This window comes from Arthrobacter sp. 10T413_2 (genome assembly GCF_056394205.1).
Genome location: NZ_JBFTHK010000025.1, coordinates 1 through 24459, shown reverse-complemented (window position 1 = coordinate 24459; position 24459 = coordinate 1). Strand labels below are relative to the sequence as shown.

The window sequence follows — 24459 nt, the reverse complement described above, 5'->3', positions numbered from 1 at the left end:
CCAATGAGACAGTCCCGACGACACGGAGCCGATGACACTGAGTAGGGGCCTGAAGCGTCAGAGGAGGGGTGTCTGGCTGGCGGCTTCTATCGCCAGGGGAAAGAGCATGATCAGCAGGATCGAATAGAGCACTGTGGCCACGCCCACGGCGGCGGAGTCCTCGCGGCCCCAGAGCAGGTCGGTCCACAGGACCACTGCGATCACTGCAACCATGACCGTGACAAACCAGCCGACGGAGTTCAGGGCGTGATATTCATTTGTCGTGCCCAGGTTCACGCCCAGGACAATGCCAAACCAGCCGATGCCGACTATCAGGACCGGTCCTAACACTGCCAGTAGCAGCGCCAGCCTGCCGAAGCCTGTGTCCGGAAGCCCCATCCGTCCAAACGCCAGACTCTTGGTCGCCTTCATCCGTGTACCTCTCCCCCCGCATTGAGCGCCGCGCTGCTGCGCCGGATTGCCAGCACACCGCGGCCGTGTCCGGGCGGCCAGAGGACAACGTCCCGGGCATGGCACTACCGGGCACGGCAACAGGGACACGGTGCGGTCAACGAGGAACGATGGTCTGCTGCTGCGGACAGGATCCGAGGATCCGCTTCATTGCCTCCTTCTCCGCGGGCGTGACCCACAGCCGGTAGGCGGCCTTGACGGAAATCTGGCGGGCAACATAGTGGCAGCGGAAGGCCTTGTTCGGCGGCAGCCAGGTGGCGGCGTCGGAGGCACTCTTGTCCTGGTTGGCGGGGCCGTCGACGGCGATCAGATTGAGGGGGTCGTTGGCCAGGTGTTCACGCTGTTGCGCTGTGAGCTGCCGGGCCCCCTTTTGCCAGGCGTCGCCGAGCGCCACGACGTGGTCAATCTGCACGGCTGCGCTTGTCTCGGCGCCCCGCTGGAACGCGATCATGTGGCCCGTATACGGTTCCCGGAGGGTGCCGCCGCCAACCTGGCACCGGGAGCCGTTCACGAATTCCGGGGCTTCCAGGTCGCGGCGGAGGATGTCGTTGCGGGTATCGCAGCCGTTGCGGTCGACGTCGAGCCACGCCTGGCCGAACGCACTGCGGTCATAGGTATCCTTGGCCGACCGGCCTTTGACCGCGAGTGTCTCGAGCACGGCGGCGGCGCTTCCGGCCGGGACGGCCCGGACGGACTCCACGGGCTTCATCCACCCGCCCGCAAGCACGGAGGCCTCGCTTGGACCCGCGGTCTGCGGTTCCGCGAGGGAAAACTGGCCGGCCAGGAAGAACCAGGCCAGGCCGCCGAAGACGGTCAGGGCCGTTGCGGCCAGGAGGAGCCAGGCCTGGCGGGAGCGGCGCCGGGCGCGGCGGAACTCCATCCAGGTGACGGTCATGGGGGCTGCCGCTGACGAAGTTCCGGCTGCATGCCCTGAGCCTACGCGGGCGCTCGGACACCCGGCAGGTTATCCCCAGTGGTGAGGACCAGTAGTGAAGACCAGTGGCGCAGGCGCCCGCATAATTAGTGGCGCAGGCGCCGGGGCGTTACTGTTCGCGCGTGACCCGTTTGAGGTCCTCGTTGGCGAGGTCCAATAAATCCTGGAGCTGGTTCACCCGGTCGTCATTGACTTCGCCCGTCTGGCGCTTGGCGACGGCGTCGTCCAGGAGCCGCTTCGCTTCCTTCGCGTTGCTCCGCGCGACGTCCAGCGCGTGTTCCAGGGTGGTCTCGTGCTCAATAGCCGGGTTCTGTTCCATGGCTCCATTGTGGTTCCCTTTCCCGGCCGATTCCAGTACATCGGCCGGGAAAGGGCGAACGAGTCCCGGTCAGGGACGGAGGTTCTGCCGGCCGGTTAGACCTCGACGGGGAGTCCGGCGGCCTCGAGGATGGCGGMCGCGTCCTTGGCGGGGAACGACGGCGGGTTGACGCCGGCCATTTCCTCCATGACGCGGACCACCTGGCAGGAGTAGCCGAACTCGTTGTCGTACCAGACGTAGAGCACCAGGTTCTTGTCGTTGGAGATGGTGGCCAGGCCGTCGACGATGCCTGCGCGGCGCGAGCCGACGAAGTCCGTGGAGACCACCTCGGGCGAATCAATGTAGTCGACCTGCTTGCGCAGCTCCGAGTGCAGCGACATTTCCCGCAGGTAGTCGTTGACCTCATCCTTGGTGGTGCCGTTCTCCAGGCTCAGGTTCAGGATGGCCAGGGACACGTCGGGGGTGGGGACACGGATGGAGCTGCCGGTGAGCTTGCCCAGCAGTTCCGGCAGGGCCTTTGCCACGGCCTTGGCGGCGCCGGTCTCGKTGATCACCATGTTCAGCGCGGCGGAGCGGCCGCGCCGGTCGCCCTTGTGGAAGTTGTCGATCAGGTTCTGGTCGTTCGTGAAGGAGTGGACGGTCTCGACGTGCCCGTGCACCACACCGTAGCGGTCGTTGATCGCCTTCAGGACCGGGGTGATGGCGTTGGTGGTGCAGGAGGCCGCGGAGACGATCTTGTCCGAGTCTGTGATTGTGCCGTGGTTGATGCCGTGCACGATGTTCTTTAGCTCGCCCTTGCCCGGAGCGGTCAGCAGGACCCGGGAGACGCCGGTGCTCTGCAGGTGCTGGGACAGGCCCTCGGCGTCGCGCCAGCGGCCCGTGTTGTCCACCACCAGGGCATCGTGAATGCCGTAGGCGGCGTAGTCGACCGTGGCCGGGTTGTCCGAGTAGATGACCTGGATCTGGACGCCGTTGGCAGTGATCGTGTSGTTTTCGAGGTCCACCTTGATGGTGCCCTCGAAGGAGCCGTGGACCGAGTCGCGGCGCAGCAGGCTCGCGCGCTTGGCGAGGTCGTTGTCCGAGCCGCGGCGCACCACGATGGCGCGCAGGCGCAGGCCGTGKCCGCCACCGGCCTTTTCGATCAGGAGGCGGGCCAGGAGCCGGCCGATGCGGCCGAAGCCGTAAAGGACGACGTCGGTGCTGGTGCGGTCGTCGCCGCCGCGCTTGCCGACGATCTCAGCGAGTTCCTCGCGCAGGAAATCGTCCAGGCTGGCGCCGTCGCCCTCTGCACGGTACTTTTCGGTGAGGCGGGCAATATCGATCGCTGCAGCGCCGAGCTCCAGCTTGGTCAGGGCCTCCAGCAGCGGGGCCGTTTCCTCGAGGCGCAGTTCTTCCTTGCTCATCCGGCGGGCGAAACGGTGTGCCTTGAGGATATTCATGGTGGACTTGTTGATCAGGCTGCGTCCGTGGATCGAGGTCACCACGTTGTTCTCGCGGTACAGCCGGCCGATCACCGGGATCATGGCCTCGGCGAGCGCCTCACGGCCCATCCACGTATCAAGACAAGAATCTGACGTCTGGCTCACAGAACTACCTTCCTAGAATCCACCCCATACGTCCTCGTATGGGGAAGTCGGCCGCCGGAGGGTGTCCGGTACCTTAGCGTCACCGGGGATTCGGTCCACCCCGGGCGCCTCACTGAACGCAAAGAAAATCCGCCGGCTGCGAACGCAGACCCGGCGGCGGAACTTCTACGTTCACCACCAATTCTACGGGCGGCCCGGCGGCCTCCGGTGCCCGGTTACGCGTGAAATGACTCACACACCGTCCGGGCCCAAGGAGKAGCCGGCGAAACCACTCACTCCGGGCATCAGCGTGGCTGCGTCCTCCAGGATCATGTCCACGGCTTTTTCCGCGATCATGATGGTGGGCGCCTGCGTGTTGGCACTGATCAGGCGGGGCATGATCGAGGAGTCGAMCACCCGAAGTCCCTCCAACCCGTGGACMATCAGCCGGGGACTGACGACGGAATCGTCGCTGGTGCCCATGGCGCAGGTGCCGACCGGGTGGTATGAAGTCCGTCCGTAGGATCGCACGAAGTTCACGTACTCGTCGCGGGTTGCCACCCGTGAGCCGTCGCCGATGTGCTCTCTCTTGACGAAGGCTGCCATAGATGACTGCTCCATGATTTCGCGGCTCTGCTGCACGCCGGCCATCGTCATCTCGAGGTCGTAATCGTCTGCGAGGAAATTCGGATCGATGAGCGGCTGCCTTCTCGGGTCGGAGGACGCAACACGGACTGTCCCCCGGCTGCGGGGGCGCAGGAAGTAGGAGTTCAGCGTCATCCCGAAGCCGGGCCGCAGCGTGGCTATGCCGGGCTCCGACCGTGCGGCGGGCAGGAAGTGGAACTGGAGGTCCGGGGTCTTCTCGTCCTTGTTGGCGTAGCTGAAGCCGCCGGCCTCGACCAGGTTGGACGCGAACGGTCCCGAGCGGAAGGCCAGGTACTCGAGGCCGGCCATGACKGTCGCCGGGCGCACGCGGTTGAACCGGTCCAGGMTGTGGTCGTCGGTGAGTTCGTAGATGATGTCCAGGTCCAAGTGGTCCTGCAGGTTTTTCCCCACGCCCGGCAGCGCATGGATCACGTCGATGCCGGCGGCGGCAAGGTCCTCGGGGTCGCCAATGCCGGACAGCTGCAGCAGCTTCGGAGATCCAAAAGCGCCGCTGGCGACGAGGACCTCGCGCCGTGCGCTGTAGGTGCGCGCCACTCCGTCTTCGATCGCCTGGACGCCGACGGCGCGGCCCTTCTTGATGACCACCTTGGATACCGTCACGTTCACGCGCACCGTCAGATTGCGCCGCTTGCGCGCGGGTTTCAGGTACGCGACGGCTGCGCTGCAGCGGCGGCCGTTCCTGGTGGTGGTCTGGTAGAAACCGACGCCGTGCTGTTCGGCGCCGTTGAAATCGCTGTTGTAGGGTAACCCGAACTCCTGGCCGGCCTGCACGAACGCTGCCGAGAGGGTGTGCGGACGCCGGAGGTCCGAGACGCCGAGGGGCCCCTGGGTTCCGTGGTGGGGTCCTGAGAGTCTTGAGTTGCACTCCGAGCGGACGAAATACTTGGACACCTCAGCGGCGGACCAGCCCTCGCAACCGTAGTCCGCGACCCACCCGTCGTAGTCCTCGTCCACGCCCCGCGTGAAAACCTGGGAGTTGATGGAGCCGCCGCCCCYGAGCCCGCGGCCTTGCGGGAGCGGGATGGTGCGGCCGTTGCTGTTCTTTTGCGGAACACTGTTGTAGGCCCACTGATACGGGCCTCCCTTTAATCTAGGGAAGCCMGCGGGCATGTGGATAAAGGGGTGACGGTCTGATCTGCCCGCCTCCAGCAGGAGTACGCGCACCGAAGGGTCTTCGGTMAGTCTGCCCGCCAGGACGCTGCCGCCTGTACCGCCGCCGGCGATCACATAGTCGTATGCTAGGTCGTCCGGCACAATGACTCCTCAACCATCACCGAATGCACCATGATTTGAAGCGTTCATTGAAGTGTCGGGTTTCGCCCGGATGAAGTCAAGGATGCCCCAAGGTTTCCTCAAGGTTTCAACATCCCAGGCGCGCGACCCCCAACCCGCAGCCTGCGACGGCCGAATCCCGCTCAGAGCACGGGGATTCCCGGCGGTGTAAGTGGATGGGTTGACCGATACGCCKGGTTCTGTGTTCCCGCGCTGTTGCCGGCGCGGGAGTAGCGGCCATCCATCTACGGACGCCGTTGCCGACGCCCTCCAKCGGCCTACCCGGACACTCGGGCGAGCAGCCCTCAATCGTGCCCTGTCTGGCCTTGCTCCGGGTGGGGTTTACCTAGCCTTCCCGGTCACCCGGRAAGCTGGTGGTCTMTTACACCACCGTTTCACCCTTACCTGCCGTGCGGCCTGTGCAAGCACACGCCGCACGCAGGCGGTCTGTTCTCTGTGGCACTGGCCTGCGGGTTACCCCGAGTGGGCGTTACCCACCACCCTGCTCTGCGGAGCCCGGACGTTCCTCGAGCCACTTGCGTGACGCGCGGCCGCCTGGTCAACCCATCCGCAGTTCATTCTACGGTCTCCCCCGGCGGCGCCGCCCCACAGGAGCCTTTTGGGGCGGTCGGTGGGAGAATTGGACCAGGATTCCTGCTAGTCAAGGAAGCGATCTCGATGAACTGGACCGCCATCATCAGCTGGTTGCTCGCGCTCGTCCTGGTGCTCATTGTCGCCAGGATGTCGATCAAGATTGTGCGCCAGTACGAACAAGGCGTCCTGTTCCGACTRGGGCGCGTGGTCGCGGTCCGGATGCCCGGCCTGCGGTTGATCATCCCGGTGGTGGACCGGCTTCAGCTGGTGAGCCTGCGGATCGTKACAATGCCGATCCAGTCGCAGGGCATCATCACCCAGGACAACGTCAGTGTGGACATTTCGGCCGTGGCCTATTACCGGGTGATCGACGCAGTGAAGTCCGTCGTGGCGATCGAGGACGTCGCGGCGGCCATCAACCAGATCGCCCAGACCACCCTGCGGAAGGTGGTCKGCCGCCACAGCCTTGACCAGACGCTGTCCGAGACCGAGCGCATCAACACCGATATCCGGGAAATCCTGGACGCCCTGACCCTGGCGTGGGGCGTCGAAGTGACCCTCGTGGAGCTCAAGGATATCCAGCTCCCGGAGAGCATGAAGCGGGCCATGGCCCGTCAGGCCGAGGCMGAGCGGGAGAAGCGGGCCAAGATCATCGCGGCCGAAGGTGAGTCGATCGCGGCCGTGGCCCTCGGCGAGGCGTCCGACACGATGATGGCCCATCCCGTGGCCCTGCAGCTGCGGAATCTGCAGTCGCTCGTGGAGATCGGGGTGGACAAGAACTCCACCGTGGTCTTCCCTGCTCCCCTGATGAGCACCATCGCCGAGCTGGGCGCCTTCCTGGCGCGCGAGGACCTCGCGGCCAGGGCAGGGACCGGGAGTGCGGCAGCGTGGCTGGCGGGCAACCCGGCAGCGGCACCGGGCGCGGCACCACCGGAGTCACCRGCACCTGTACCCGCGGAGCCACCGACAGCGTCCCCGGAGTCCCCGATCAAGGCCGCGTAGCGTCCAGGGCCGCGCACCCTGGGAGCACACGCCCCGAAGATCAGGTCCACAGACCCCCAAATGATCAKCCCCCTATCATCAGACGATGGAGAGGCCGCTGCCGGGACGCCGGAGGATGCTGGAACTTGGGGCCGGCCTTCTGGGTGCCGCCGCCGTGTCATCGTGCGCAGGCCCGCACCGGCAGGGTGAGCTCGTGCAGGTCGAGCTGAAAACCGGTTCCTTCGTTTCGGCATTCCGTCCGGGCACAGTCACGGGCTGGTCCGTTGCCGCGCCGGCGTCCGCCGGGAAGCTTCCGGTGGCTGTCTTCCTGCACGGCACAGGCAGCGGCCACGGCTTCGTCTTCGGCGAGCTCGGCGCCCAGTCCGTCCTGCAGCGCCATGTGGACGGCGGCGGCACACCGTTCGCCATCGCCGCGGGCGACGGCGGCGACTCCTAGTGGCACGCCAGTGCGGACGGCAGGTCCGGTGAGCTGACATCCCGGGCAGCGCGCCCGCCGGTAAGATCGTACGGTGCTAATTCTGCTGCCGCCCTCGGAGGGCAAGACTCCCGCGACGGGCGGGGACGCCGCCGACTGGAACACCCTGAGCTTTCCCGTCCTCAACGGCGCCCGGGCCAAGGTCCTGGACGCACTCGGCACCGTCAGCGCCCACGAGGACGCCCTGGCCCTGCTCGGCGTCGGCGCGTCACTGAGTGCCGACGTCGAACGCAACACGCGCCTGCACGCAGAACCGGCCGCTCCGGCCCACCAGGTGTATTCCGGGGTGCTCTATGACGCCCTGGGCTATGACTCCCTGACCCCGGCGCAGCGGAAGAAGGCCGACGCATCAGTCCTGGTGATTTCGGCGCTGTGGGGTGCCATCCGCTTCGCGGACCGCGTGCCGGCCTACCGGCTGTCGATGGGAACCTCGCTGCCCGACGTCGGACGGCTCGCCTCGTTCTGGAAGCCGCAATTGGGCGATGCCCTGGCGGCGGCMGCCGCGGGCGAGCTGCTGGTGGACTGCCGGTCCAGCACCTACGCCGCGGCCTGGACTCCCCCGCCGGTACAGACAGTCGCCGTCAACGTCTTCACCGAGAACGCCGGCGTGCGCAAGGTGGTCAGCCACTTCGCCAAGCACACCCGGGGCGAGCTGGCCCGGCACCTGCTCACCCGCAGGGGCAACGCGCCCCGGACGCCCGCCCAGCTGCAAAAGGCGGCGGCCGAGAAGTGGGTTGCGGAACTCGTCGAGGGCACGGCCCGCAAGCCGCACACCCTGAACATCATCCTGCCCAACTAGATCGCAGTTGTGGMCGTTTTGAGCGCTCAAAACGGCCTTAGCTGCGAGTTAGTTGGGGGGTCCGGCCCACTCGGCCGACCGGACCAGGATGCACCCTGAGTCCGGGCAAAAGACGATGTCGTCCTCGGCGGCGGCCTTGATCTCGGCGAGGTCGCCCGGGCTGAGCTGCATGCCGGAGCCTTCGGAGGTGCCGTGGAAGAGCCGCGCCGCGCCCACGCCGCGCTTGGCCAGGGTCTTCTCGTAGACCGCGAGCATTCCCGCGTCGAGTCCGTCGGCGAACTCGGCACGCTTGCCGCGCACCACGGTGGCTTCGGCGTCGATCTCGGCCAGTTGCTCGTCGAGTTCGGCGCGGATGGAGCCGAAGGAGCCCTGAATGTCGTCCACGATCTGCTGCTGCGCGGCCTGGCGGGCGCGGAGCGAGTCGAGGCGTTCGAGGACTTCGAGTTCGACGTCCTCGAGGTCGGAGCGGCGCTTGTTGAGGGAGACGAGGTCCCGTTGCAGGGCGACGAGGTCCTTGGACAGGCCTGTGCCGCTGTTGAGTTTGGCCTCATCGCGTTCGATCCGCGAGGCCACCTGCTCTACGTCCGCCTCGGCACGCTTGAGTTCCAGTTCAGCATCGTGGACTGCCACCTTGGCGGCACCAAGTTCGCCGTTGGCGATGCCGAGGGCTGATTCCAGGTCGGTGATCCGGGAGTCGCTTTCAAGGCTTCGGCGGCGGTTGGACAGGGATTTGAGCTTGGCGTCCAGTCCCTGCAATTCGAGCAACTTCAACTGTTMCGCCGGTGCTGCCTTGGCCACTATTACCTCCGCTTGTTCCCTTCCGGCCGGAGCCGGGCACCGTACCGGCGCTCCTAAGACTCTAGTCCCCGCCCGGAGTCRGAATGAAGTCCCAGGGGTCGCTGTTGGTGGTGCTGACGCGGATCTCGACGTCGTGCCCCTGATCGGCGAGCACATTGCCGAGCGCTTCGGCGGCTGCAGGCAGCCACAGCCACTCGCTGGCAAAGTGTGAAACGTCAATCAGGTAGGGCCGGTCGTTGACCGCCGCCTCCCGGGCTTCCGATGCCGGGTGGTGGCGCAGATCCGCCGTCAGGTAGACGTCGGCGTTGCTGGCCCGGACCTCGCCGAAGAGGGAATCGCCGGCGCCGCCGCAGACTGCCACCCGCCGGACCAGCCCGTCCCGGTCCCCGGAGACGCGCACGCCGCCGGCCACCGAGGGCAGGATGCCGAACACGCGCGCCGCGAAGTCACCCAGGGTCAGGACTTCTTCAAGATCGCCGACACGGCCGATCCCTTCCTCGGGCAGCCCGTTCGCGGCAGGGGTCAGGGGGGCCACGTTCTGCAGGCCCAGCGCATCGGCCAGGACGTCGGAGACGCCCCCGACGGCGGAGTCACCGTTGGTGTGCACGGTCATCAGCGCGGTTCCGGACTCGATGAGGCGGTGGACGGCTTTGCCCTTGGCCGTGTTCGCGGCGACGCTCGTGACCCCCTTGAGCAGCAGCGGATGGTGGGTGATGAGCAGCTCGGCACCGAATTCGATGGCTTCCTCGATCACCTCGGTGGTGGGGTCGACGGCGAAGAGGACCCTGTGCACCTCGGCGTTCGGGTGGCCCGCCACGAGACCCACCTCGTCCCAGTCCTCGGCCAGCGATTCGGGCCAGAGCTCCTCCACCGCCAGCTGGATCGCGCCCAGCGTCGCCGTGCCGGGGGCCTCCMCGGTACCGGTAGCGCCGTCGACGGCGACAGCAACGCCGTCGGACTCAGCTGAAACATCGGTGTTCACAGGTTCCATACCCCCATTTTTACCCTATCCGCGCCCGGCCCCGTCACCTGTAACACTCTCGTAAGGTGGCTGGGGAATCATCGGGGCCGCCGAACCATTGAAGAKATCATGAGAACTTTTGTCCTCGGCGGAGGCTGCTTTTGGTGCCTCGACGCCGTCTACCAGAAAACCAAGGGCGTCAGCTCGGTCGTTTCGGGCTACACCGGAGGCCATGACCGCAACCCCGACTACTACTCCGTATGCTCCGGAACCACCGGCCACGCCGAGGTGGTGGCGGTGACGTTCGACGAGGGCGTCATTCCCGCCGACGTCATCCTGGACATGTTCTYCGCCCTCCACGACCCCACCACGCTGAACCGGCAGGGCTATGACGTCGGGACGCAGTACCGGTCCTCGATGTTCTACGAKACCACCGAGGAAAAGATCCTGTTCGAGGAGGCCATCGAACGTAACCAGGCCCTGTGGCGGCATCCGATCGTCACCGAGGTCAGCCGGCTTCCGAAGTTCCATGTGGCCGAGGATTTCCACCAGGACTACTTCGCCAAGTACCCCGAGMAGGGCTACTGCCAGGTGATCATCAACCCGAAGCTGGCCAAGGCGAGGAAATATTACTCTGCATGGCTTAATGCTTAGCTAGGGTCTGCACCCGCTCGTTAGGCTGACCTCAGTTATCCCTCTTCAAAGACAGGCATACATACATGGCACCGATCTATGACGATGTAACCCAGCTGGTGGGCGGAACTCCGCTGGTCCGGCTGAACCGGCTGACCGAAGGCCTTGACGCCACCGTGGCAGTCAAGCTGGAGTTCTACAACCCGGCCAACAGCGTCAAGGACCGGATCGGCGTCGCCATCGTCGATGCTGCGGAGAAGTCCGGGGCCCTCAAGCCCGGCGGTACGATCGTCGAAGGCACGTCCGGCAACACCGGAATCGCCCTGGCCATGGTGGGTGCGGCCCGCGGCTACAAGGTCATCCTGACCATGCCGGAAACCATGTCCACGGAACGCCGGGTCATGCTGCGCGCGTACGGCGCCGAGATCGTCCTGACCCCCGGCTCCGAGGGCATGCGCGGCGCCGTGGAGAAGGCCCAGGAGATCGTGGCCAACACGGAGAACTCCATCTGGGCCCAGCAGTTCGCCAACGAGGCCAACCCGGAGGTCCACCGCCGCACCACGGCCGAGGAAATCTGGGCGGACACCGACGGCAAGGTGGACATCTTCGTCGCCGGCGTCGGCACCGGCGGCACCGTCACCGGCGTCGGGCAGGTCCTGAAGGAGCGCAAGCCGGACGTCCAGATCATCGCCGTCGAGCCCAAGGACTCCCCCATACTCAACGGCGGCGCCCCGGGCCCGCACAAGATCCAGGGCCTCGGCGCGAACTTCATCCCCGATATCCTCGACACCAACGTCTACGACGAGGTCATCGACGCCACGCTGGAGGATTCCGTCCGCGTCGCGCGCGATCTTGGCATCAAGGAAGGCATCCTGGGCGGCATCTCCTCCGGCGCCATCGTCTGGGCGGCCCTGGAGCTCGCCAAGCGCCCGGAGAACGCCGGTAAACTCATTGTTGCCGTCGTCTGCGACTTCGGTGAGCGTTACATCTCCACCGTGCTGTACGACGACATCCGCGGCTAAGTCCGGCCGCTGCCCCACGATTCCCCAGAAAGGTCTTTGTGAGCTTCTTCGCAAGACTGAAGGAAGACCTCGACGCCGCCCGGTCCCACGACCCGGCGGCGCGGGGTTCTTTTGAGAACTTCTTCGCCTACTCCGGCCTGCACGCGATCTGGTTCCACCGCCTGACACACCGGCTGTKGCAAAACCCCGCCCTGCGGTTCCCGGCCCGGCTCATCTCCCAGCTGGCCAGGTTCCTCACCGGCATCGAGATCCATCCCGGAGCCACCATCGGCCGGCGCTTCTTCATTGACCACGGCATGGGCGTGGTCATCGGCGAGACCGCCGAGATCGGCGAGGACGTCATGATCTACCACGGCGTGACACTCGGGGGCCGGTCGCTCGCGAAGATCAAGCGCCACCCCACCATCGAGGACCGGGTCGTGATCGGTGCCGGCGCCAAGGTCCTGGGGCCCATCACGATCGGCCGCGACAGCGCCATCGGAGCCAACGCCGTGGTGGTCAAAGACGCCCCGGCCGAATCCATCGTCACCGGCGTGCCCGCCACCTGGCGCCACCGCGACGCCCAGCGCGAGACCAAACCCGCCGTCGACCCGGCCGAATACCTGATCGAATACCGCATCTAGGCAGTCTTACCCGGGGAACCGCTTGTAGACGTTCCAGAGGACGGCGTCGAACGCGCGGTCCGGCAGCAGGTGGCGCAGCAGCAGGATCCCCCGGGCGCTGGCGCCCACCGGGTACCGCGTCTTGGGCCGGCGTGCGGTGGCCGCGTGCAGGATTGCCTCCGCGACGAGCTCCGGCCGGGTCGAGCTGGCGGGGTTGTCCGTAGTGCCCAGTGCGGCCGCCACCACCCTGKCCTGGGCCGCATAGGGGCCGCTCCCGGAACTGGCCAACAGGCCCTGCGCCGCAATGGCGCCCCACTCCGACTGCGTCCCGGCGGGCTCGATGATCGCGACGTCAATGCCGTGTGGCTTGAGCTCGAGCCGCAGCGAATCACTCAGGCCCTCCACGGMAAACTTCGTCGCGTGGTACCAGGCGCCGAGCGGCTCGTACATCTTTCCGCCGATGGAGGAGATGTTGATGATCCTTCCCGCTCGGGCGGCCCGMATGGCCGGGATCACKAGCTGCGTCATGCGCGCCAGGCCGAAGACGTTCACGTMGAACTKCCGCCGCCCCTCGGCGAGCTCCACTTCCTCGAGCGAGCCGTACGTCCCGTAACCGGCGTTGTTGACCAGGACGTCGATGCGGCCGTGCGCGGCCAGCACTTCCCCGACGGCGGCGCTCATCGAGTCCTCGTCCGTCACGTCCAGGGCCACCACGTTGACGCCGGAGGCCTTCAGAGGCTCCATTTTCTCCACACGGCGGGCCCCGGMATAGACCGTGAAGCCGGCCGCGGCGAGCTTCCTTGCGGTTTCAAAGCCGATCCCGGTGGATGCACCGGTGACGAACGCTACGGGCTGATGGGACATGGGCTGAACTCCTTGGCAGGTGTCGCCGGAGACACGGACGGCCGGCGCCTCCCAGAGTAGCTGGAAAGGGGCCGGCCGTCCGGGGTCACGCTAGTGGGTGTCGACTGCCTCGATCTCGGACTTGTCCTCGCCCCAGAGGGTATKGAACGTGCCTTCGGCGTCGACGCGGCCGTAGGTGTGCGMGCCGAAGAGGTCGCGCTGGCCCTGGATGACGGCGGCCGGCAGTCGCTTGCGGCGCAGGCCGTCGTAGTAGGCCAGCGAGGAGGAGAACACCGGCACCGRGATGCCGAGCTGGACCGCGGTGGACACCACGCGGCGCCACGCCGGGAGGACGTCGGCGATCGCCTTGGTGAACGCCGGGGCGAAGAGCAGGTTGGCCGGCTTCTCCGCCGCGGCGTRGGCCTTCGTGATCTCCTTGAGCAGTTCAGCGCGGATGATGCAGCCGCCGCGCCACAGCGAAGCGATTTCGTMCAGCTTCAGGTCCCAGCCGTATTCCTTGGCGGCGGAGGTGAGCATGTCCAGCCCCTGCGCGTAGGAGACCAGCTTGGAGGCGTAGAGCGCCTGGCGGACGTCCTCGACAAAGCTCTCGGGGACCTCGAMGGCGGCCTCGCCGCCGGCCAGCAGCTCCTGGGCCACGGMGCGCTGCTCGGACTGCGAGGACAGGGCCCGGGCGAACACGGACTCGGCGATGCCCGAGGTCGGGGAACCGAGCTCGAGCGCGGAGATGACAGTCCAGCGGCCGGTGCCCTTCTGGCCGGCGGCATCCACCACGACGTCGACGAACGGCTTGCCGGTCTTGGCGTCCACGTGGCCGAGGACCTCGGCGGAGATTTCGATCAGGAAGGAGGCGAGGTCGCCCTTGTTCCACTCTTCGAAGATCTTGGCCTGGTCGGCCGGTTCGATTCCGGCGCCGGAGCGCAGGAGGTCGAAGGCCTCGCCGATGACCTGCATGTCGGCGTATTCGATTCCGTTGTGGACCATCTTGACGAAGTGGCCGGCGCCGTCGGTGCCGATCCAGGCGCAGCAGGGCTGGCCGTCGACGTGCGCGGCGATCTTTTCCAGCAGCGGGCCGAGGGCGTCGTAGGACTCCTTGGAACCGCCCGGCATGATCGAKGGGCCGTTCAGGGCGCCCTCCTCACCGCCGGAGACGCCGATGCCGACGAAGTGCAGGTCCTTCTTGGCCAGGGCGGCTTCGCGGCGGCGGGTGTCCTCGTAGTGCGAGTTGCCGGCGTCAATGATGATGTCACCGGGTTCCAGCAGCGGTTCGAGCTGTTCGATCACGGAGTCCACCGGCTTGCCGGCCTTGACCATGATCAGGACCCGGCGCGGCTTCTCCAGGGAGTCCACCAGTTCCTGCAGCGTTTCGGTGCGGACGAATTCGCCCTCGTCACCGTGCTTGGCGAGCAGCGCGTCCGTCTTTTCCACGGACCGGTTGTGCAGGGCAACGGTGAAGCCGTTCCGGGCCAGGTTGCGTGCGAGGTTGGCCCCCATCACCGCGAGGCCGGTGACACCGATRTGTGCTGACATCAAAACTCCAATTCATTTCTGTACACCACGTACGTACGGCGATTMCGGTACGACGTTCATGTAGGACTCGGGCAGGTCGTGCCGCATGGGGCGGATCCCGCGCTTGAGGTTCAGTGGCTGTCTATAAACCATATGTATTTCCGCGGGTTKCGGGAAAGCAGCGCCCACGTAGCGGAACACTGCGCGTCACAAACAGTCTATGATCCCCGGCGCCCGGCCCGCCGCCCGGCCTGGATGAGGCCCGCGGCATTATGCTTACGACTATGTCAACCAGCCTCCACCATCGTGCCATTGAGCACCTCGGGACCCGGATTGTARCGGGCGAGCTTCCGCCCGGGCACGTCATGCTTGCCGAGCACMTTGAGGAGGAACTCAAGGTCTCCCGCTCGGTGGTCCGGGAGGCGGTCCGGGTCCTCCAGTCCCTGGGCTTGGTGGAGACCATCAAGCGCGTCGGCATCCGGGTCCTGCCCTCCAGCCGGTGGAACCCGTTCGATCCGCTCGTGATCCGCTGGCGCCTGGCCGGCGAGGGCCGCGGCGCGCAGCTGCGCTCCCTGGCCGAGCTCCGTACCGCCGTCGAGCCCGTTGCTGCCGAGCTCGCAGCGGCCAACGCCCCCCAGGAGCTCCGCCAGGAACTCGTAGAGATCTCCCACGCGATGCGCGACGCCGGGCAGGCCGGGGACGTGCCCCGGTTCCTGGAGCTGGACATCCTGTTCCATTCCCTGTTGCTGACCGGCTCCGGCAACGAGATGTTCGCCAACATGGTGGGCCAGGTGACCGARACCCTGACTGGCCGCACCGTCCACGGYCTCATGCCGGACCACCCGCGGGMSACYGCGCTGCAGTGGCATGTGGACGTCGCCGAAGCCATCGCGGCCGGGGATACCGCCGCCGCGCGCGAGGCCTCGGACCGGATCATGCGGGAGACGATCGCGGAGATGGAGCCGAGCTGGAAGAACCAGCCGCGGGTGTTTGTGCCCGTTGAGCGCCACTGAGGCGGCGCTCCTAGGAGCCCCAATGCTCCTAGGATCGCCGGCTTAGCGGCCGCTGCGGAAACGATCGCGGCGCCCCTCACGCCGGGGACGGCCGGAAGTCCAGCAGGACCTTGCCGGATTCGGCGGAGTTCCTGGCCACCTCGAACGCTTCCAGTCCGCGGTCCAGCGCGAAGGTGTGCGTCACCACCGGGTCCACCGCCAGCGATCCGTCGGCAAGTGCACCGATGACCTCATCAATTTCGTCGTTGAAGCGGAACGAGCCCACCAGCTCCAGCTCGCGCGTGATGGCCAGCGAGATCAGGACGGGCTGCGGACCGGAGGGCAGCAGGCCGACCATCACGACGCGACCTCCGCGGGTTGCGCCCTGGATGGCCGAGGCGAGGCCGTGGTGGCTGCCCGAGGACTCGATGACGATGTCCGCCTCCACGGCGGCGATCGCCCCGGCGTCGTCGCCCTTGAGGACCGCATCCGCTCCCACGGCGCGGGCTATTTCCAGCGGTCTGGCGTGCATGTCGACAGCGACGATCCGGCCTGCGCCGGCGCGTTTGAGGACGGCCACGGCCAGCGCCCCGATGGGGCCGCTGCCGATCACGAGCGCGGTCTTGCMGGCCACGTCGCCGGCGCGGGAGACGGCGTGCCACGCCACGCTGGCCGGCTCGATCAGCGCCGCGCTCCGCAGGTCCAGCCCCGCCGGCAGCGGCCTCAGCATCCGCGCAGGCAGCGTGGCGTAACGGCTGAAAGCCCCGTCCGTGTGGGGAAAGCGTGCGGCGCTGCCCAGATACGTGCAGCCCGGGGAGAGATTCGGTCGGTGTTCGGGATACCGGGCGGTCCCCGGGGCCGGGGTGGCCGGATGCACCGCGACGGCGGTGCCCGCGGCGGGCCCCGAACCGTCCCCGGCGGCCCGGATCACAGTTCCCACGATCTCGTGGCCCAGGATCATGGGAGCTTTGAGGACGGACTCTCCMGCGGCGCCGTGCATCCAGTAGTGCAGGTCGGAGCCGCAGATGCCGCCGAAGGCCACTTCGACAACAGCTTCATCGGGTGCCGGCGCGGACACGGGAATGTCCTGKATCCGGAGATCGCCTGCCGCGTAGGCCACCACAGCTGGGGCCGTGGCCGGGAGTTCTGCTGCGCCGCGCATCAGACCACCACCGTCATTCCGCCGTCGATGAAGATGGTCTGGCCGTTGACGAAGTTGGAGCCCTCGGACGCCAGCCACACCGCGGGTCCGGCCAGGTCCTGCACGGTCCCCCACCGGTGCGCCGGGGTCCGGCCCAGGATCCAGGCGTTGAAGGCCTCGTCGTCCACCAGGTTCTGGGTCATCTCGGTGTGGATGTAGCCCGGCGCGATCCCGTTGATCTGCAGCCCCGATCCGGCCCATTCCGCGGTCATGGCCCGGGTCAGGTTCCGCAGCCCGCCCTTGGCCGCAATGTACGGGGCGATGGTGGGCCGGGCGAGGTCCGTCTGGACCGAACAGATGTTAATGATCTTGCCCCGGCCGCGCGGGATCATGTGCCGGGCCGCCTCCCGCCCGACGAGGAAGGCGCTGGTCAGGTCCGTGGAGATGACCCGCTCCCAGTCGGCGACGTCGAGGTCGAGCATGGGGACGCGGTGCTGGATGCCGGCGTTGTTCACCAGGATCTCCAGCGGTCCGACGTTCTCTTCCACCCAGGCGACGCCCCGGGCGGCCTCGGCGTCGCTCGTGACGTCGAACGCGCAGCTGTGCACCCGCCCCGGCGGGTAGTCCGCGGCCATCGCCGCCTCKGCGTCCTTGAGCCGTTCGGCGTTGATGCCGTTGAGCACCACCGTGGCGCCGGCGTCGGCCAGGGCACGGGCCAGGGCATTGCCGATCCCGCGGCTGGAGCCGGTGACCAGTGCGGTCCGGCCTGTCAGGTCAAATAGTCCACTCATGGTTCGCTGATCCTCAATTGGTCTTTGCTGCCGGGTTGTTGCTGGTGTTGTTGCTGGTGTTGCCACGTGTGGCGTCGCCGAGGTTGGCGATGGCTTGCCGCACGACGGCGAGGTCCCGGTCCCCCAGGCCCTGGCGCTTGAGCTCCGCGTAGAGTTCCACGCCGGCAGCCGCGATCGGTGCTGCGGAGCCGGCGGCGGCGGCGCTTTMGAGCACGAAGGACAGATCCTTGTGCATGAATTTGGCGGGCCCGGTGGGCTCATAGTCCTTCGCGGCAAGCCGGGGTCCGACGATCTCCAGGACCCGGCTGCCGGCCAGACCGCCGGCGAGCACCTCGTACAGGGCGTGCACGTCCATGCCGGAGCGTTCGGCGAGCTCCGCTGCCTCGGCAAGCGCCGYCGTCGTGGTTCCCACGATCAGCTGGTTGCACGCCTTGGCGAGCGAGCCGGAGCCCAGCGGCCCTAACCGCCGCACGGTGCCGCCCATCGCGTCGAAKAGTGGCAGGAGCCGACGGAAGTCGTCCTCGCTGKCGCCGGCCATGATGGCGAGGGTTCCGTCCGCGGMACCTTTGGTCCCKCCGCTGACGGGAGCATCGACGACGACGGCGCGGCCTCCGCTGGCCCCGGCGACCCGGGCGCCGAATTCCTTGACCGCTGACGGGGAGACGCTGCTCATGACGACGACAACGGTTCCGGCGGCGGGCGGTCCGGCAGCCCAGCCCGCCAGGAGGGCGGCGGCCGAGTCCTCGATGTAGGACAGGTCCGGAAGCATGAAGATGATGACCGGCATGTCGCGGAGCTCGTCCACGCGGGCCACGCGGGAGCCGCCGAGTGCCTCGAATGCGTCCAGTGCCGCAGGTGAGCGGTTCCAGGCGCTGACGTCCCAGCCCGCTTTGAGGAGGTTCGCGGCCATCGGAGCACCCATCAGCCCGAGGCCGACAAACCCGGCTTCCTTTCGGTCCAGTTCCATATGTCCTCACTCCGTCGTGGTTAATCTTCGAAATCTGTTCAGTATCCTAGCCTCGATTCAGTATGATGAACACCATGACGACCAAAACCACCGTCGCAATCGCCGTCCCGCTCGAAGCAGAGCTTGTGGAACGCATCCGCGCCGTAGATCCTTTAGTGACCGTCCTCTACGAACCCGACCTCCTGCCGCCGGAACGCTTTCCCGCGGACCACTCGGGCGACCCGGACTTCCGCCGGACKCCGGAGCAGGAGGAGCGCTACTGGGACATGCTCAACAAGGCCGAGGTCCTGTACGGGTTCCCCAACGAGAGCCCGGCGGGCCTTGCCAGGATCGCCGGCAGCAATCCCCGCCTGGAGTGGATCCATGCCATGGCGGCCGGGGCCGGCGGCGCCGTGAAGGCATCGGGCCTGGACGCCGCGACGCTGCAGAAGTTCAAGGTCACCACCTCCGCCGGAGTCCACGCCCTGCCGCTGGCCGAGTTCGCCGCGCTCGGCATTCTCAACGGCTTCAAGCGGAGCGCGGAACTGGCGCAGGACCAGGCGGCTAAGCTCTGGCCCGAGCTCCGCACGCCCACGCGCCTGGTCAACGGCTCCCGCCTCGTGGTCACCGGACTGGGCGAGATCGGGCTCGAGACGGCGCGGATCGCCCGTGCCCTGGGCATGCGCGTCAGCGGGACCAAGCGGACCGTGGAGAAGATCGACGGCATCGAGGAGGTCACGGACAACGACGGCCTCGCCGGCCTCCTGGGCACGGCCGACGCCGTGGTCAACACCCTTCCCGGCACGCCGTACACGGAGAAGCTCTTTGGCCGGGACACCTTCGCGGCCATGAAGCCCGGAACGGTCTTCGTCAACGTGGGCCGCGGCACCGTGGTGGACGAAGAGGCGCTCCTCGAGGCGCTCGGCAACGGCCAGGTCTCCTACGCCTGCCTCGACGTGTTTGCCGTGGAGCCGCTCCCGCAGGAGAGCCCGCTGTGGACCCACCCCAGGGTGCTGGTGTCCCCGCACACCTCGGCCCTCAGCGCAGCCGAGAACCGGCTCATCGCCGAGCGCTTCTGCAGCAACCTGCGCACCCACCTCGACGGCGGMGAACTCCCCCACCTCGTGGACACGGTGCACTACTACTAAAGCCAGACCMGCATATCGCAGGGGCGGCCTCTCCGGAAACGGAGGGGCCGCCCTTTGCGCTGGTGCACGGCAGCCGCGGTGACCGACGTCCTGCTCTGCGATGCGAATATGGCCCGTCGACGCGGCATCCTGCTCGGCGACGCGCACATTGCCCGTCGACACGGGTATCCCGGTAGCGCCGGGCATTTTGCGCGTCGCGGKGCACGTGCCGTGTCGCCGAAACGACCGTGGCCCCTTCCCTGATGGAAGGGGCCACGGCCTCTGGTCCTGCCGGTCGCACTGGTCCTGCGCGGGAATGCCTAGCGCGCATCCTCGATCAGAAGGAGGTCGCGTCCCACGGTTTCCGGCGTGAAGAACGTGGTGATGAAGGAGATCAGCGCCAGCACCAGCGAGTAGACGGCGAGCACGAGCCAGGAATGATCGGTGGCGGCCAGAAGCGYGGCGCCCACCAGCGGAACGAGTCCGCCGGCCAGCACGGCGGAGAGCTCGCGGCTCATGGCCACGCCCGTGAAGCGGTACTGCGACCCGAAGAGTTCCGGCAGCATCGGGCACTGCGGGCCGAGCATGSACTGGACACCGAGTGCGATGCCCACCACCATCACAATCCACACGAGGGTGACATTGCCCAAAGTGACGAGGTAGAACGCCGGCAGCGCGATGGCGGCCTGGAACAGCGCRCCGTAGCGGTAGAYGGGCACGCGGCCGAACCGGTCGGACAGCGCACCSAACGTGATCACCATGACGGCGGCGAAGCCGGCGGCGATGAGCAGGCCCACCGGGCCGATGAACTTGTCTCCCGGGAACATGCCGTCCTTGGACGCCAGGAACGCGATGAGCAAGGCGGAGTAGATCGAGGAATTCCCGTTCTCCCCCATCCGCAGGCCKATGCCGATCAGCACATTCTTCTTGGAGTGCTTCCAGAGCTGGCCGATGGGGTTCTTAACCACATTCTTGTGTTTTTCCAGTTCCTGGAAGACCGGCGTTTCCTTCAGCCGCAGCCGGATGAAGATGGCCACCACGATAAGAAGGGCGCTGGCCAGGAAGGGCACGCGCCACAGCCAGCCTTCMAGGACGGCTTTGTCCGCCATCGCAATGAGGGCAAACGTCCCGGCGCCGAGCAGGGTGCCCAGCTGKATGCCGACGAACGGGAGCGAGGCGAAGAAGCCGCGACGGCGGCGGGGTGCGACCTCGGAAATCAACGTGGTGGCGCCGGCCTGTTCGGCGCCGGCGCCCAGTCCCTGGAGGATACGCAGCGTCACCAGGAGAACGGCGCCCAGCATGCCTGCCTGCTCGTAGGTCGGCAGCAGGCCGATGGCAAAGCTGGCGGACCCCATCAGGGCGATCGTGAGGATGAGGACCATCTTGCGGCCGAACCGGTCCCCGATGTACCCGAAGACCATGCCGCCAAACGGCCGGGCCGCAAAACCGACGCCATAGGTGGCGAACGATGCGATCAGGGCCCCGTCGTCGCCGAGCGGCTTGAAGAAGAGCGGGCCGAAGATCAGGGCCGAGGCCAGGCCGTAGATGTAGAAGTCGTAGTACTCCAGGGCGGAGCCCACGGAGCTGGCAAGCGTTGCCCGTCGCAGCTGGTCCGGATCGACGACGGCGCCGTCCGCTTCAGCGAGCGGTGTATTAGTACTAGTTGTCACAAGCACTCCCTCAAGAACACTCCAGACCCCCGTTGGCCTGGTGGGATGTGAGCAACTCCCGAAGAGTCGATCACCATGCTGAACAGCGTACAGCATGGTGATCGGCTAGCCAATGAGTAATCGGATTTATTCCTGCCGGCCCTGCGGAGCCCCTGCGGCCGGGTTAGCCCATGGGATTTCCGAGGGACCGGGCGAGGTCCTTGAGTTCCTTCACCATCATGGCGCCCCRCTCTTTCGAGTAGGTCGCCTTCAGCGCGGTGACCGAGAGGCCCAGGCTGGGGCCGTGCGCACCGCGCGTCGGGACGGCCACGGCCAGGCACACGACGCCGGTGGTGGACTCCTCGTCTTCAAAGGCGTAGCCCTGCTCCCGGATGACGGCGAGCTGGGCCTTGAGTTCGGCTCCCGTACGCAGCGACTTCGGCGTCAGGACCGGCAGTTCGGCGTCGTCCGGGAACATCTCGTCGACGTCGTGGTCGTGCAGGCGCGCTATCAGGGCCTTGCCGACGGCGCAGAGGGACACCGGCATCTTGTCGCCGATGTTGGACGTCAGGCGGACCGCGGGGTGGCCTTCATAGCGGGCCAGGTAGATGACGTTTGTTCCGTCGAGCATGGCGATGCGGACGGTCTCCCCCGAAAGCGTCGGGGCCTGTTCGCAGAACCGATAGAACTCCTGCACCTCATCCAGGCGGCTKAGGTAGGCCGCACCCAGCTCCACCAGTTTGCGTCCGAGCGTGAATTCCGCGCCTTGGCGGTTGATCAGCCTGGCCTCCTCGAGGGCGAGCAGCAGATTGGACGTTGAGGACTTCGGGATTCCCAACTCCCGKGCCAGATCGCTGAGCGTGAGTCGCCCGGTCGCAGATGCGGCCAGGGCTTCCAGCACGGCGGCGGCGCGGGTGACGGCCGGTGCCGGTKATGCGCTCCCCAATCCGTCGGAGGTTCGGGAAACTCGGGAATCGGCCATGATTCTCCTTCAGGTATCGCGCGCAGTCGCCGCGCCACTCATTCGAATGCCGTCCAGTCAGCTGAACAGTAACCATCATAATGTCTAGCTGCCGCCACAGGATTCGTGAGCTCGCCGACGCCAGCTATGTGGCAGCTGACGGTATCGCCGGGAACGATCGGGGCKGCCTCGGCCGGGAAGCCMGTGAGCACGAGGTCCCCCGGGTGCAGCGTCATGAAGKAGGTGATGTAGGCGAGGATTTCCTCCACATTCCAGCCGAGATCGGCAGAGCTGGCCGTCTTGAGCTCCACGCCGTTGTGCCTGATGCCGATCTCGAGGTCATCACCGGTCAGATCCGTGACGATCCAGGGGCCGGCAGGCGTGAACGTGTCCTGGCTCTTGGCGCTGATCCACAGCTCGTCGGTTTGCTGCAGGTCCCTGGCCGAGACGTCGTTTCCGACGGTGAACCCCAGAACCGCGGTCCTTGCGTTGCCGKGGGTCAGCCCCCGGGCCTTGCTCCCGACGACGATTGCCAGCTCCGCTTCCGGCTCGACACKACCCACTCCGGGTCTGAGTTCGATGGCGTCGCCCGGACCCACCACGCTGGTCGCCGCCTTGTGGAAGGCCTGCGGAGGCAGGTCACGGCCGGCGCGGCCGGTGTTGTGCGCCATGCCCAGGACGTTGGCCGGGATGCTTGGCGCGAGGAAGGTGAATTCCCCTTCATAGATCGTCGCGCCTATGTCCCACCCGCTGCGGGGCCGGCTGCCGGCGTTGGCCGGAGAGCCCGGGAAGGGGGTCCCGGTCACCGTCCAGACCTTGCCGGCGTCGCTGTAAAAGTCCGCAGCGTCGTTCGCGATAAAGAAATGCTCGTCCTCGGCAACAGGGGAAAGCGGGCGGACTCTGGCGATGCGGCGGGCAGTCGTGGCGGTCATCAACACATCCTAGGTCCCCGCGGGTACCCGGCGGMGCCGCGCCGACATCCGGGCCACTCCGGACCCGGATTAGGCCATCGACTGGGGTATTTCTGCCGGCCGGAATCCTGCCCGCGTGTTTCACATTTCCAAATGTTCACGGTATATTCATAACAAGCCTTCCACCGCGGCATCCCCCAATAGTCGCGGTGGAAGGCTTTTCCAATGCCCGGGTTTTCCCAATGACCGGGTTAGGGGCCGCCGGCCTATGCGGCGTCCGCAACCGCCCCCCGCAGCCGCCAGCCGCCGCCGAGGCCGTCCCGGACGATTTCCATGGTGGTGAGGGCCGATTGCCGGTTGCGGCCAAGCCGTGCCTGGATCTGCCAGACCTCGACGTCCACCCGGCTCAGTCCCTTCGGCATGCGGCGCTCCGCCTCCCACCAGTTGACCCGCTCGAACCAGCGGACCGGTTCGGCCCCGATCAACCATTCCCTACCKCCGCGCAGCACGGCCTGGGGCCKCCCGTCCGGGCCTGTTTTCACCGTCACGTGCTCCATGCCCGTCACACTAGGGGGGAGCCCGGACATTTTCGGCGCCCGGACGGAAAGTGGAGTCCGGACGGAAAGTGGAGTCCCGGGCTCAACAGCCCGGGCCACAACTCGAGGCCCCAGTCGTTAGTCGGCGGCGTGCACGGCCACGACGCGTGGCTGGCGCAAGCGGATAAAGACGTCCGCCGGCTGGCGGTTCTTGCCCCTCAGGGTGATGCCGGAGATGCTGGCCCCGTCCGGGAGAAGAAGGCTCTGGCGCACGACGCCCTGCGAGCTCTTCKACCACGCCTGCCGGCTCCACCCGAAGGTAGCGCTGTTCCGCAGCCCAAGTGCCTCGGGATCAACGTCGTCTGCGCCATGGAGATCGTACGAGACCACGGCAAATCCCCCCTGAAGCCTCCTGGCCGACTCGAACTCAAACTCAAACTCGACCAGCCCGGCTTCGATCCCCGAATCCAACGGGAAAGTCAGCACTGTCTCCTCGGTCAGGCGCAGCGGTTCCGAACCGGGCGTGGACAGCTCATGTGCCACGGGTTCGCCGCGGACGATGTCCTCAAAAAGGCTCGGCCATTTCTCGGCGGAAACATCGGCCGAGTGCACGGCCGGGAGCTTATCMAGGMGCGCCAGCGACGCGGCGACCCGTTCGTACGGGGTCTCGTTCAGCGTMGAGTCCTGATCGCTGTGACGGACCTGGAAGAACATGTGCTCCCGGGAGTCAAGGATGGTCGGCATGATCTGGTCCACGCCGTGGTGCGGGCCCGGCGTAATGATCGCKAGGCGGCGCTCAGCAGGGTCGAAGGCAGATACGAAGGCCATGCCCTGGGCGGACTTCGGGTGGTAGAACTCCCGAAGGTTCACCAGTTCATGTTCGCCCTTATAGGCCGTCAGGCCGAGGCCGAAGGAGATGGCCATCCCCACGTGGTTCAGGGCC

General features: G+C 67.0%; 25 protein-coding genes and 1 other RNA gene. 8 read left to right on the top strand and 18 right to left on the bottom strand.

Features of this window, described 5'->3' with window-relative positions; translation table 11 throughout:
• Nucleotides 1-57: 57 nt before the first annotated feature.
• The 6 genes from AC1DBQ_RS06570 to rnpB form a co-directional block, all read right to left on the bottom strand.
• On the bottom strand, nt 58-411 hold the full coding sequence (locus AC1DBQ_RS06570) for a hypothetical protein (protein ID WP_476927742.1): 354 nt from the start codon (nt 409-411) through the stop codon (nt 58-60).
• Nucleotides 412-547: 136 nt separating this feature from the next.
• On the bottom strand, nt 548-1345 hold the full coding sequence (locus AC1DBQ_RS06565) for an HNH endonuclease family protein (RefSeq protein WP_476927741.1): 798 nt from the start codon (nt 1343-1345) through the stop codon (nt 548-550).
• A gap of 148 nt (nt 1346-1493) precedes the next feature.
• On the bottom strand, nt 1494-1703 hold the full coding sequence (locus tag AC1DBQ_RS06560) for a hypothetical protein (RefSeq protein ID WP_476927740.1): 210 nt from the start codon (nt 1701-1703) through the stop codon (nt 1494-1496).
• A 95-nt stretch (nt 1704-1798) separates the two neighbouring features.
• Complete coding sequence (locus tag AC1DBQ_RS06555) at nt 1799-3289, bottom strand: glyceraldehyde-3-phosphate dehydrogenase (RefSeq protein ID WP_476927739.1); 1491 nt, start codon at nt 3287-3289, stop codon at nt 1799-1801.
• 231 nt (nt 3290-3520) lie between these two features.
• Nucleotides 3521-5188 carry a GMC family oxidoreductase gene (locus AC1DBQ_RS06550; protein WP_476927738.1) on the bottom strand — a complete coding sequence of 556 codons (1668 nt, stop codon included), beginning with the start codon at nt 5186-5188 and terminating at the stop codon, nt 3521-3523.
• A 191-nt stretch (nt 5189-5379) separates the two neighbouring features.
• Nucleotides 5380-5773, bottom strand: an RNA gene (gene rnpB, locus AC1DBQ_RS06545) — RNase P RNA component class A.
• A gap of 111 nt (nt 5774-5884) precedes the next feature.
• On the opposite strand from rnpB, the gene AC1DBQ_RS06540 reads away from it, so the two are divergent.
• The 3 genes from AC1DBQ_RS06540 (at nt 5885) to AC1DBQ_RS06530 (ending at nt 8076) form a co-directional block, all read left to right on the top strand.
• On the top strand, nt 5885-6802 hold the full coding sequence (locus AC1DBQ_RS06540) for a slipin family protein (RefSeq protein WP_476927737.1): 918 nt from the start codon (nt 5885-5887) through the stop codon (nt 6800-6802).
• Nucleotides 6803-6917: 115 nt separating this feature from the next.
• On the top strand, nt 6918-7238 hold the full coding sequence (locus AC1DBQ_RS06535) for a hypothetical protein (RefSeq protein ID WP_476927736.1): 321 nt from the start codon (nt 6918-6920) through the stop codon (nt 7236-7238).
• Nucleotides 7239-7311: 73 nt separating this feature from the next.
• A complete protein-coding gene (locus tag AC1DBQ_RS06530; RefSeq protein ID WP_476927735.1) occupies nt 7312-8076 on the top strand; it encodes a YaaA family protein in 765 nt (254 codons plus the stop codon).
• A 48-nt stretch (nt 8077-8124) separates the two neighbouring features.
• Here AC1DBQ_RS06530 and AC1DBQ_RS06525 read toward each other — a convergent pair whose 3' ends face one another.
• Together AC1DBQ_RS06525 and AC1DBQ_RS06520 are read right to left on the bottom strand one after the other, a co-directional pair.
• Nucleotides 8125-8874, bottom strand: a complete 750-nt coding sequence (locus tag AC1DBQ_RS06525; RefSeq protein WP_476927734.1) for a zinc ribbon domain-containing protein — start codon at nt 8872-8874, stop codon at nt 8125-8127.
• A 61-nt stretch (nt 8875-8935) separates the two neighbouring features.
• On the bottom strand, nt 8936-9865 hold the full coding sequence (locus tag AC1DBQ_RS06520) for a Nif3-like dinuclear metal center hexameric protein (protein WP_476927733.1): 930 nt from the start codon (nt 9863-9865) through the stop codon (nt 8936-8938).
• Between the two features lie 99 nt (nt 9866-9964).
• Between AC1DBQ_RS06520 and msrA the strand changes: the two genes are divergently transcribed.
• The 3 genes from msrA (at nt 9965) to epsC (ending at nt 12113) form a co-directional block, all read left to right on the top strand.
• On the top strand, nt 9965-10489 hold the full coding sequence (msrA, locus tag AC1DBQ_RS06515; RefSeq protein WP_476927732.1) for a peptide-methionine (S)-S-oxide reductase MsrA: 525 nt from the start codon (nt 9965-9967) through the stop codon (nt 10487-10489).
• A gap of 65 nt (nt 10490-10554) precedes the next feature.
• A complete protein-coding gene (gene cysK, locus AC1DBQ_RS06510; protein ID WP_116768652.1) occupies nt 10555-11490 on the top strand; it encodes a cysteine synthase A in 936 nt (311 codons plus the stop codon).
• A gap of 38 nt (nt 11491-11528) precedes the next feature.
• Nucleotides 11529-12113: a serine O-acetyltransferase EpsC gene (gene epsC / locus AC1DBQ_RS06505; RefSeq protein WP_476927731.1), complete on the top strand. Its 585-nt coding sequence runs from the start codon at nt 11529-11531 to the stop codon at nt 12111-12113.
• Nucleotides 12114-12119: 6 nt separating this feature from the next.
• Here epsC and AC1DBQ_RS06500 read toward each other — a convergent pair whose 3' ends face one another.
• On the bottom strand, nt 12120-12956 hold the full coding sequence (locus AC1DBQ_RS06500; protein WP_476927730.1) for an oxidoreductase: 837 nt from the start codon (nt 12954-12956) through the stop codon (nt 12120-12122).
• Between the two features lie 90 nt (nt 12957-13046).
• On the bottom strand, nt 13047-14483 hold the full coding sequence (gene gndA, locus AC1DBQ_RS06495; protein WP_476927729.1) for an NADP-dependent phosphogluconate dehydrogenase: 1437 nt from the start codon (nt 14481-14483) through the stop codon (nt 13047-13049).
• Between the two features lie 263 nt (nt 14484-14746).
• On the opposite strand from gndA, the gene AC1DBQ_RS06490 reads away from it, so the two are divergent.
• Nucleotides 14747-15475: a FadR/GntR family transcriptional regulator gene (locus AC1DBQ_RS06490; protein WP_476927728.1), complete on the top strand. Its 729-nt coding sequence runs from the start codon at nt 14747-14749 to the stop codon at nt 15473-15475.
• A 76-nt stretch (nt 15476-15551) separates the two neighbouring features.
• On the opposite strand, the gene AC1DBQ_RS06485 is transcribed toward AC1DBQ_RS06490, so the two are convergent.
• Genes AC1DBQ_RS06485 through AC1DBQ_RS06475 form a run of 3 tightly spaced genes read right to left on the bottom strand, consistent with a single transcriptional unit; the run spans nt 15552 to nt 18347 of the window.
• The gene (locus tag AC1DBQ_RS06485; RefSeq protein WP_476927727.1) at nt 15552-16616 is read right to left on the bottom strand and encodes an L-idonate 5-dehydrogenase; all 1065 of its coding nucleotides are present in this window, start codon (nt 16614-16616) and stop codon (nt 15552-15554) included.
• Nucleotides 16616-17386, bottom strand: coding sequence for an SDR family oxidoreductase (locus tag AC1DBQ_RS06480; protein WP_476927726.1), 771 nt, complete (start codon nt 17384-17386; stop codon nt 16616-16618). The genes AC1DBQ_RS06485 and AC1DBQ_RS06480 overlap by 1 nt, the downstream gene beginning before the upstream one ends.
• Nucleotides 17387-17399: 13 nt before the next feature.
• On the bottom strand, nt 17400-18347 hold the full coding sequence (locus AC1DBQ_RS06475; protein WP_476927757.1) for an NAD(P)-dependent oxidoreductase: 948 nt from the start codon (nt 18345-18347) through the stop codon (nt 17400-17402).
• Nucleotides 18348-18415: 68 nt separating this feature from the next.
• Here AC1DBQ_RS06475 and AC1DBQ_RS06470 point away from each other — a divergent pair, with 68 nt between their 5' ends.
• On the top strand, nt 18416-19480 hold the full coding sequence (locus AC1DBQ_RS06470) for a D-2-hydroxyacid dehydrogenase (RefSeq protein WP_476927725.1): 1065 nt from the start codon (nt 18416-18418) through the stop codon (nt 19478-19480).
• 299 nt (nt 19481-19779) lie between these two features.
• Here the strand turns inward: AC1DBQ_RS06470 and AC1DBQ_RS06465 are convergent, their stop codons facing one another.
• From AC1DBQ_RS06465 to AC1DBQ_RS06445, 5 genes are all read right to left on the bottom strand, one after another.
• Complete coding sequence (locus tag AC1DBQ_RS06465; RefSeq protein WP_476927724.1) at nt 19780-21129, bottom strand: MFS transporter; 1350 nt, start codon at nt 21127-21129, stop codon at nt 19780-19782.
• Between the two features lie 163 nt (nt 21130-21292).
• Nucleotides 21293-22090 (bottom strand): IclR family transcriptional regulator, encoded by a 798-nt coding sequence (locus AC1DBQ_RS06460; protein ID WP_476927723.1) that lies wholly within the window; start codon nt 22088-22090, stop codon nt 21293-21295.
• A gap of 38 nt (nt 22091-22128) precedes the next feature.
• Nucleotides 22129-23001, bottom strand: coding sequence for a fumarylacetoacetate hydrolase family protein (locus AC1DBQ_RS06455; protein WP_476927722.1), 873 nt, complete (start codon nt 22999-23001; stop codon nt 22129-22131).
• Nucleotides 23002-23246: 245 nt separating this feature from the next.
• The gene (locus AC1DBQ_RS06450) at nt 23247-23537 is read right to left on the bottom strand and encodes a hypothetical protein (protein ID WP_476927721.1); all 291 of its coding nucleotides are present in this window, start codon (nt 23535-23537) and stop codon (nt 23247-23249) included.
• Nucleotides 23538-23654: 117 nt separating this feature from the next.
• On the bottom strand, nt 23655-24459 hold an 805-nt coding region (locus AC1DBQ_RS06445; protein WP_476927720.1), incomplete at its 5' end, for a hypothetical protein.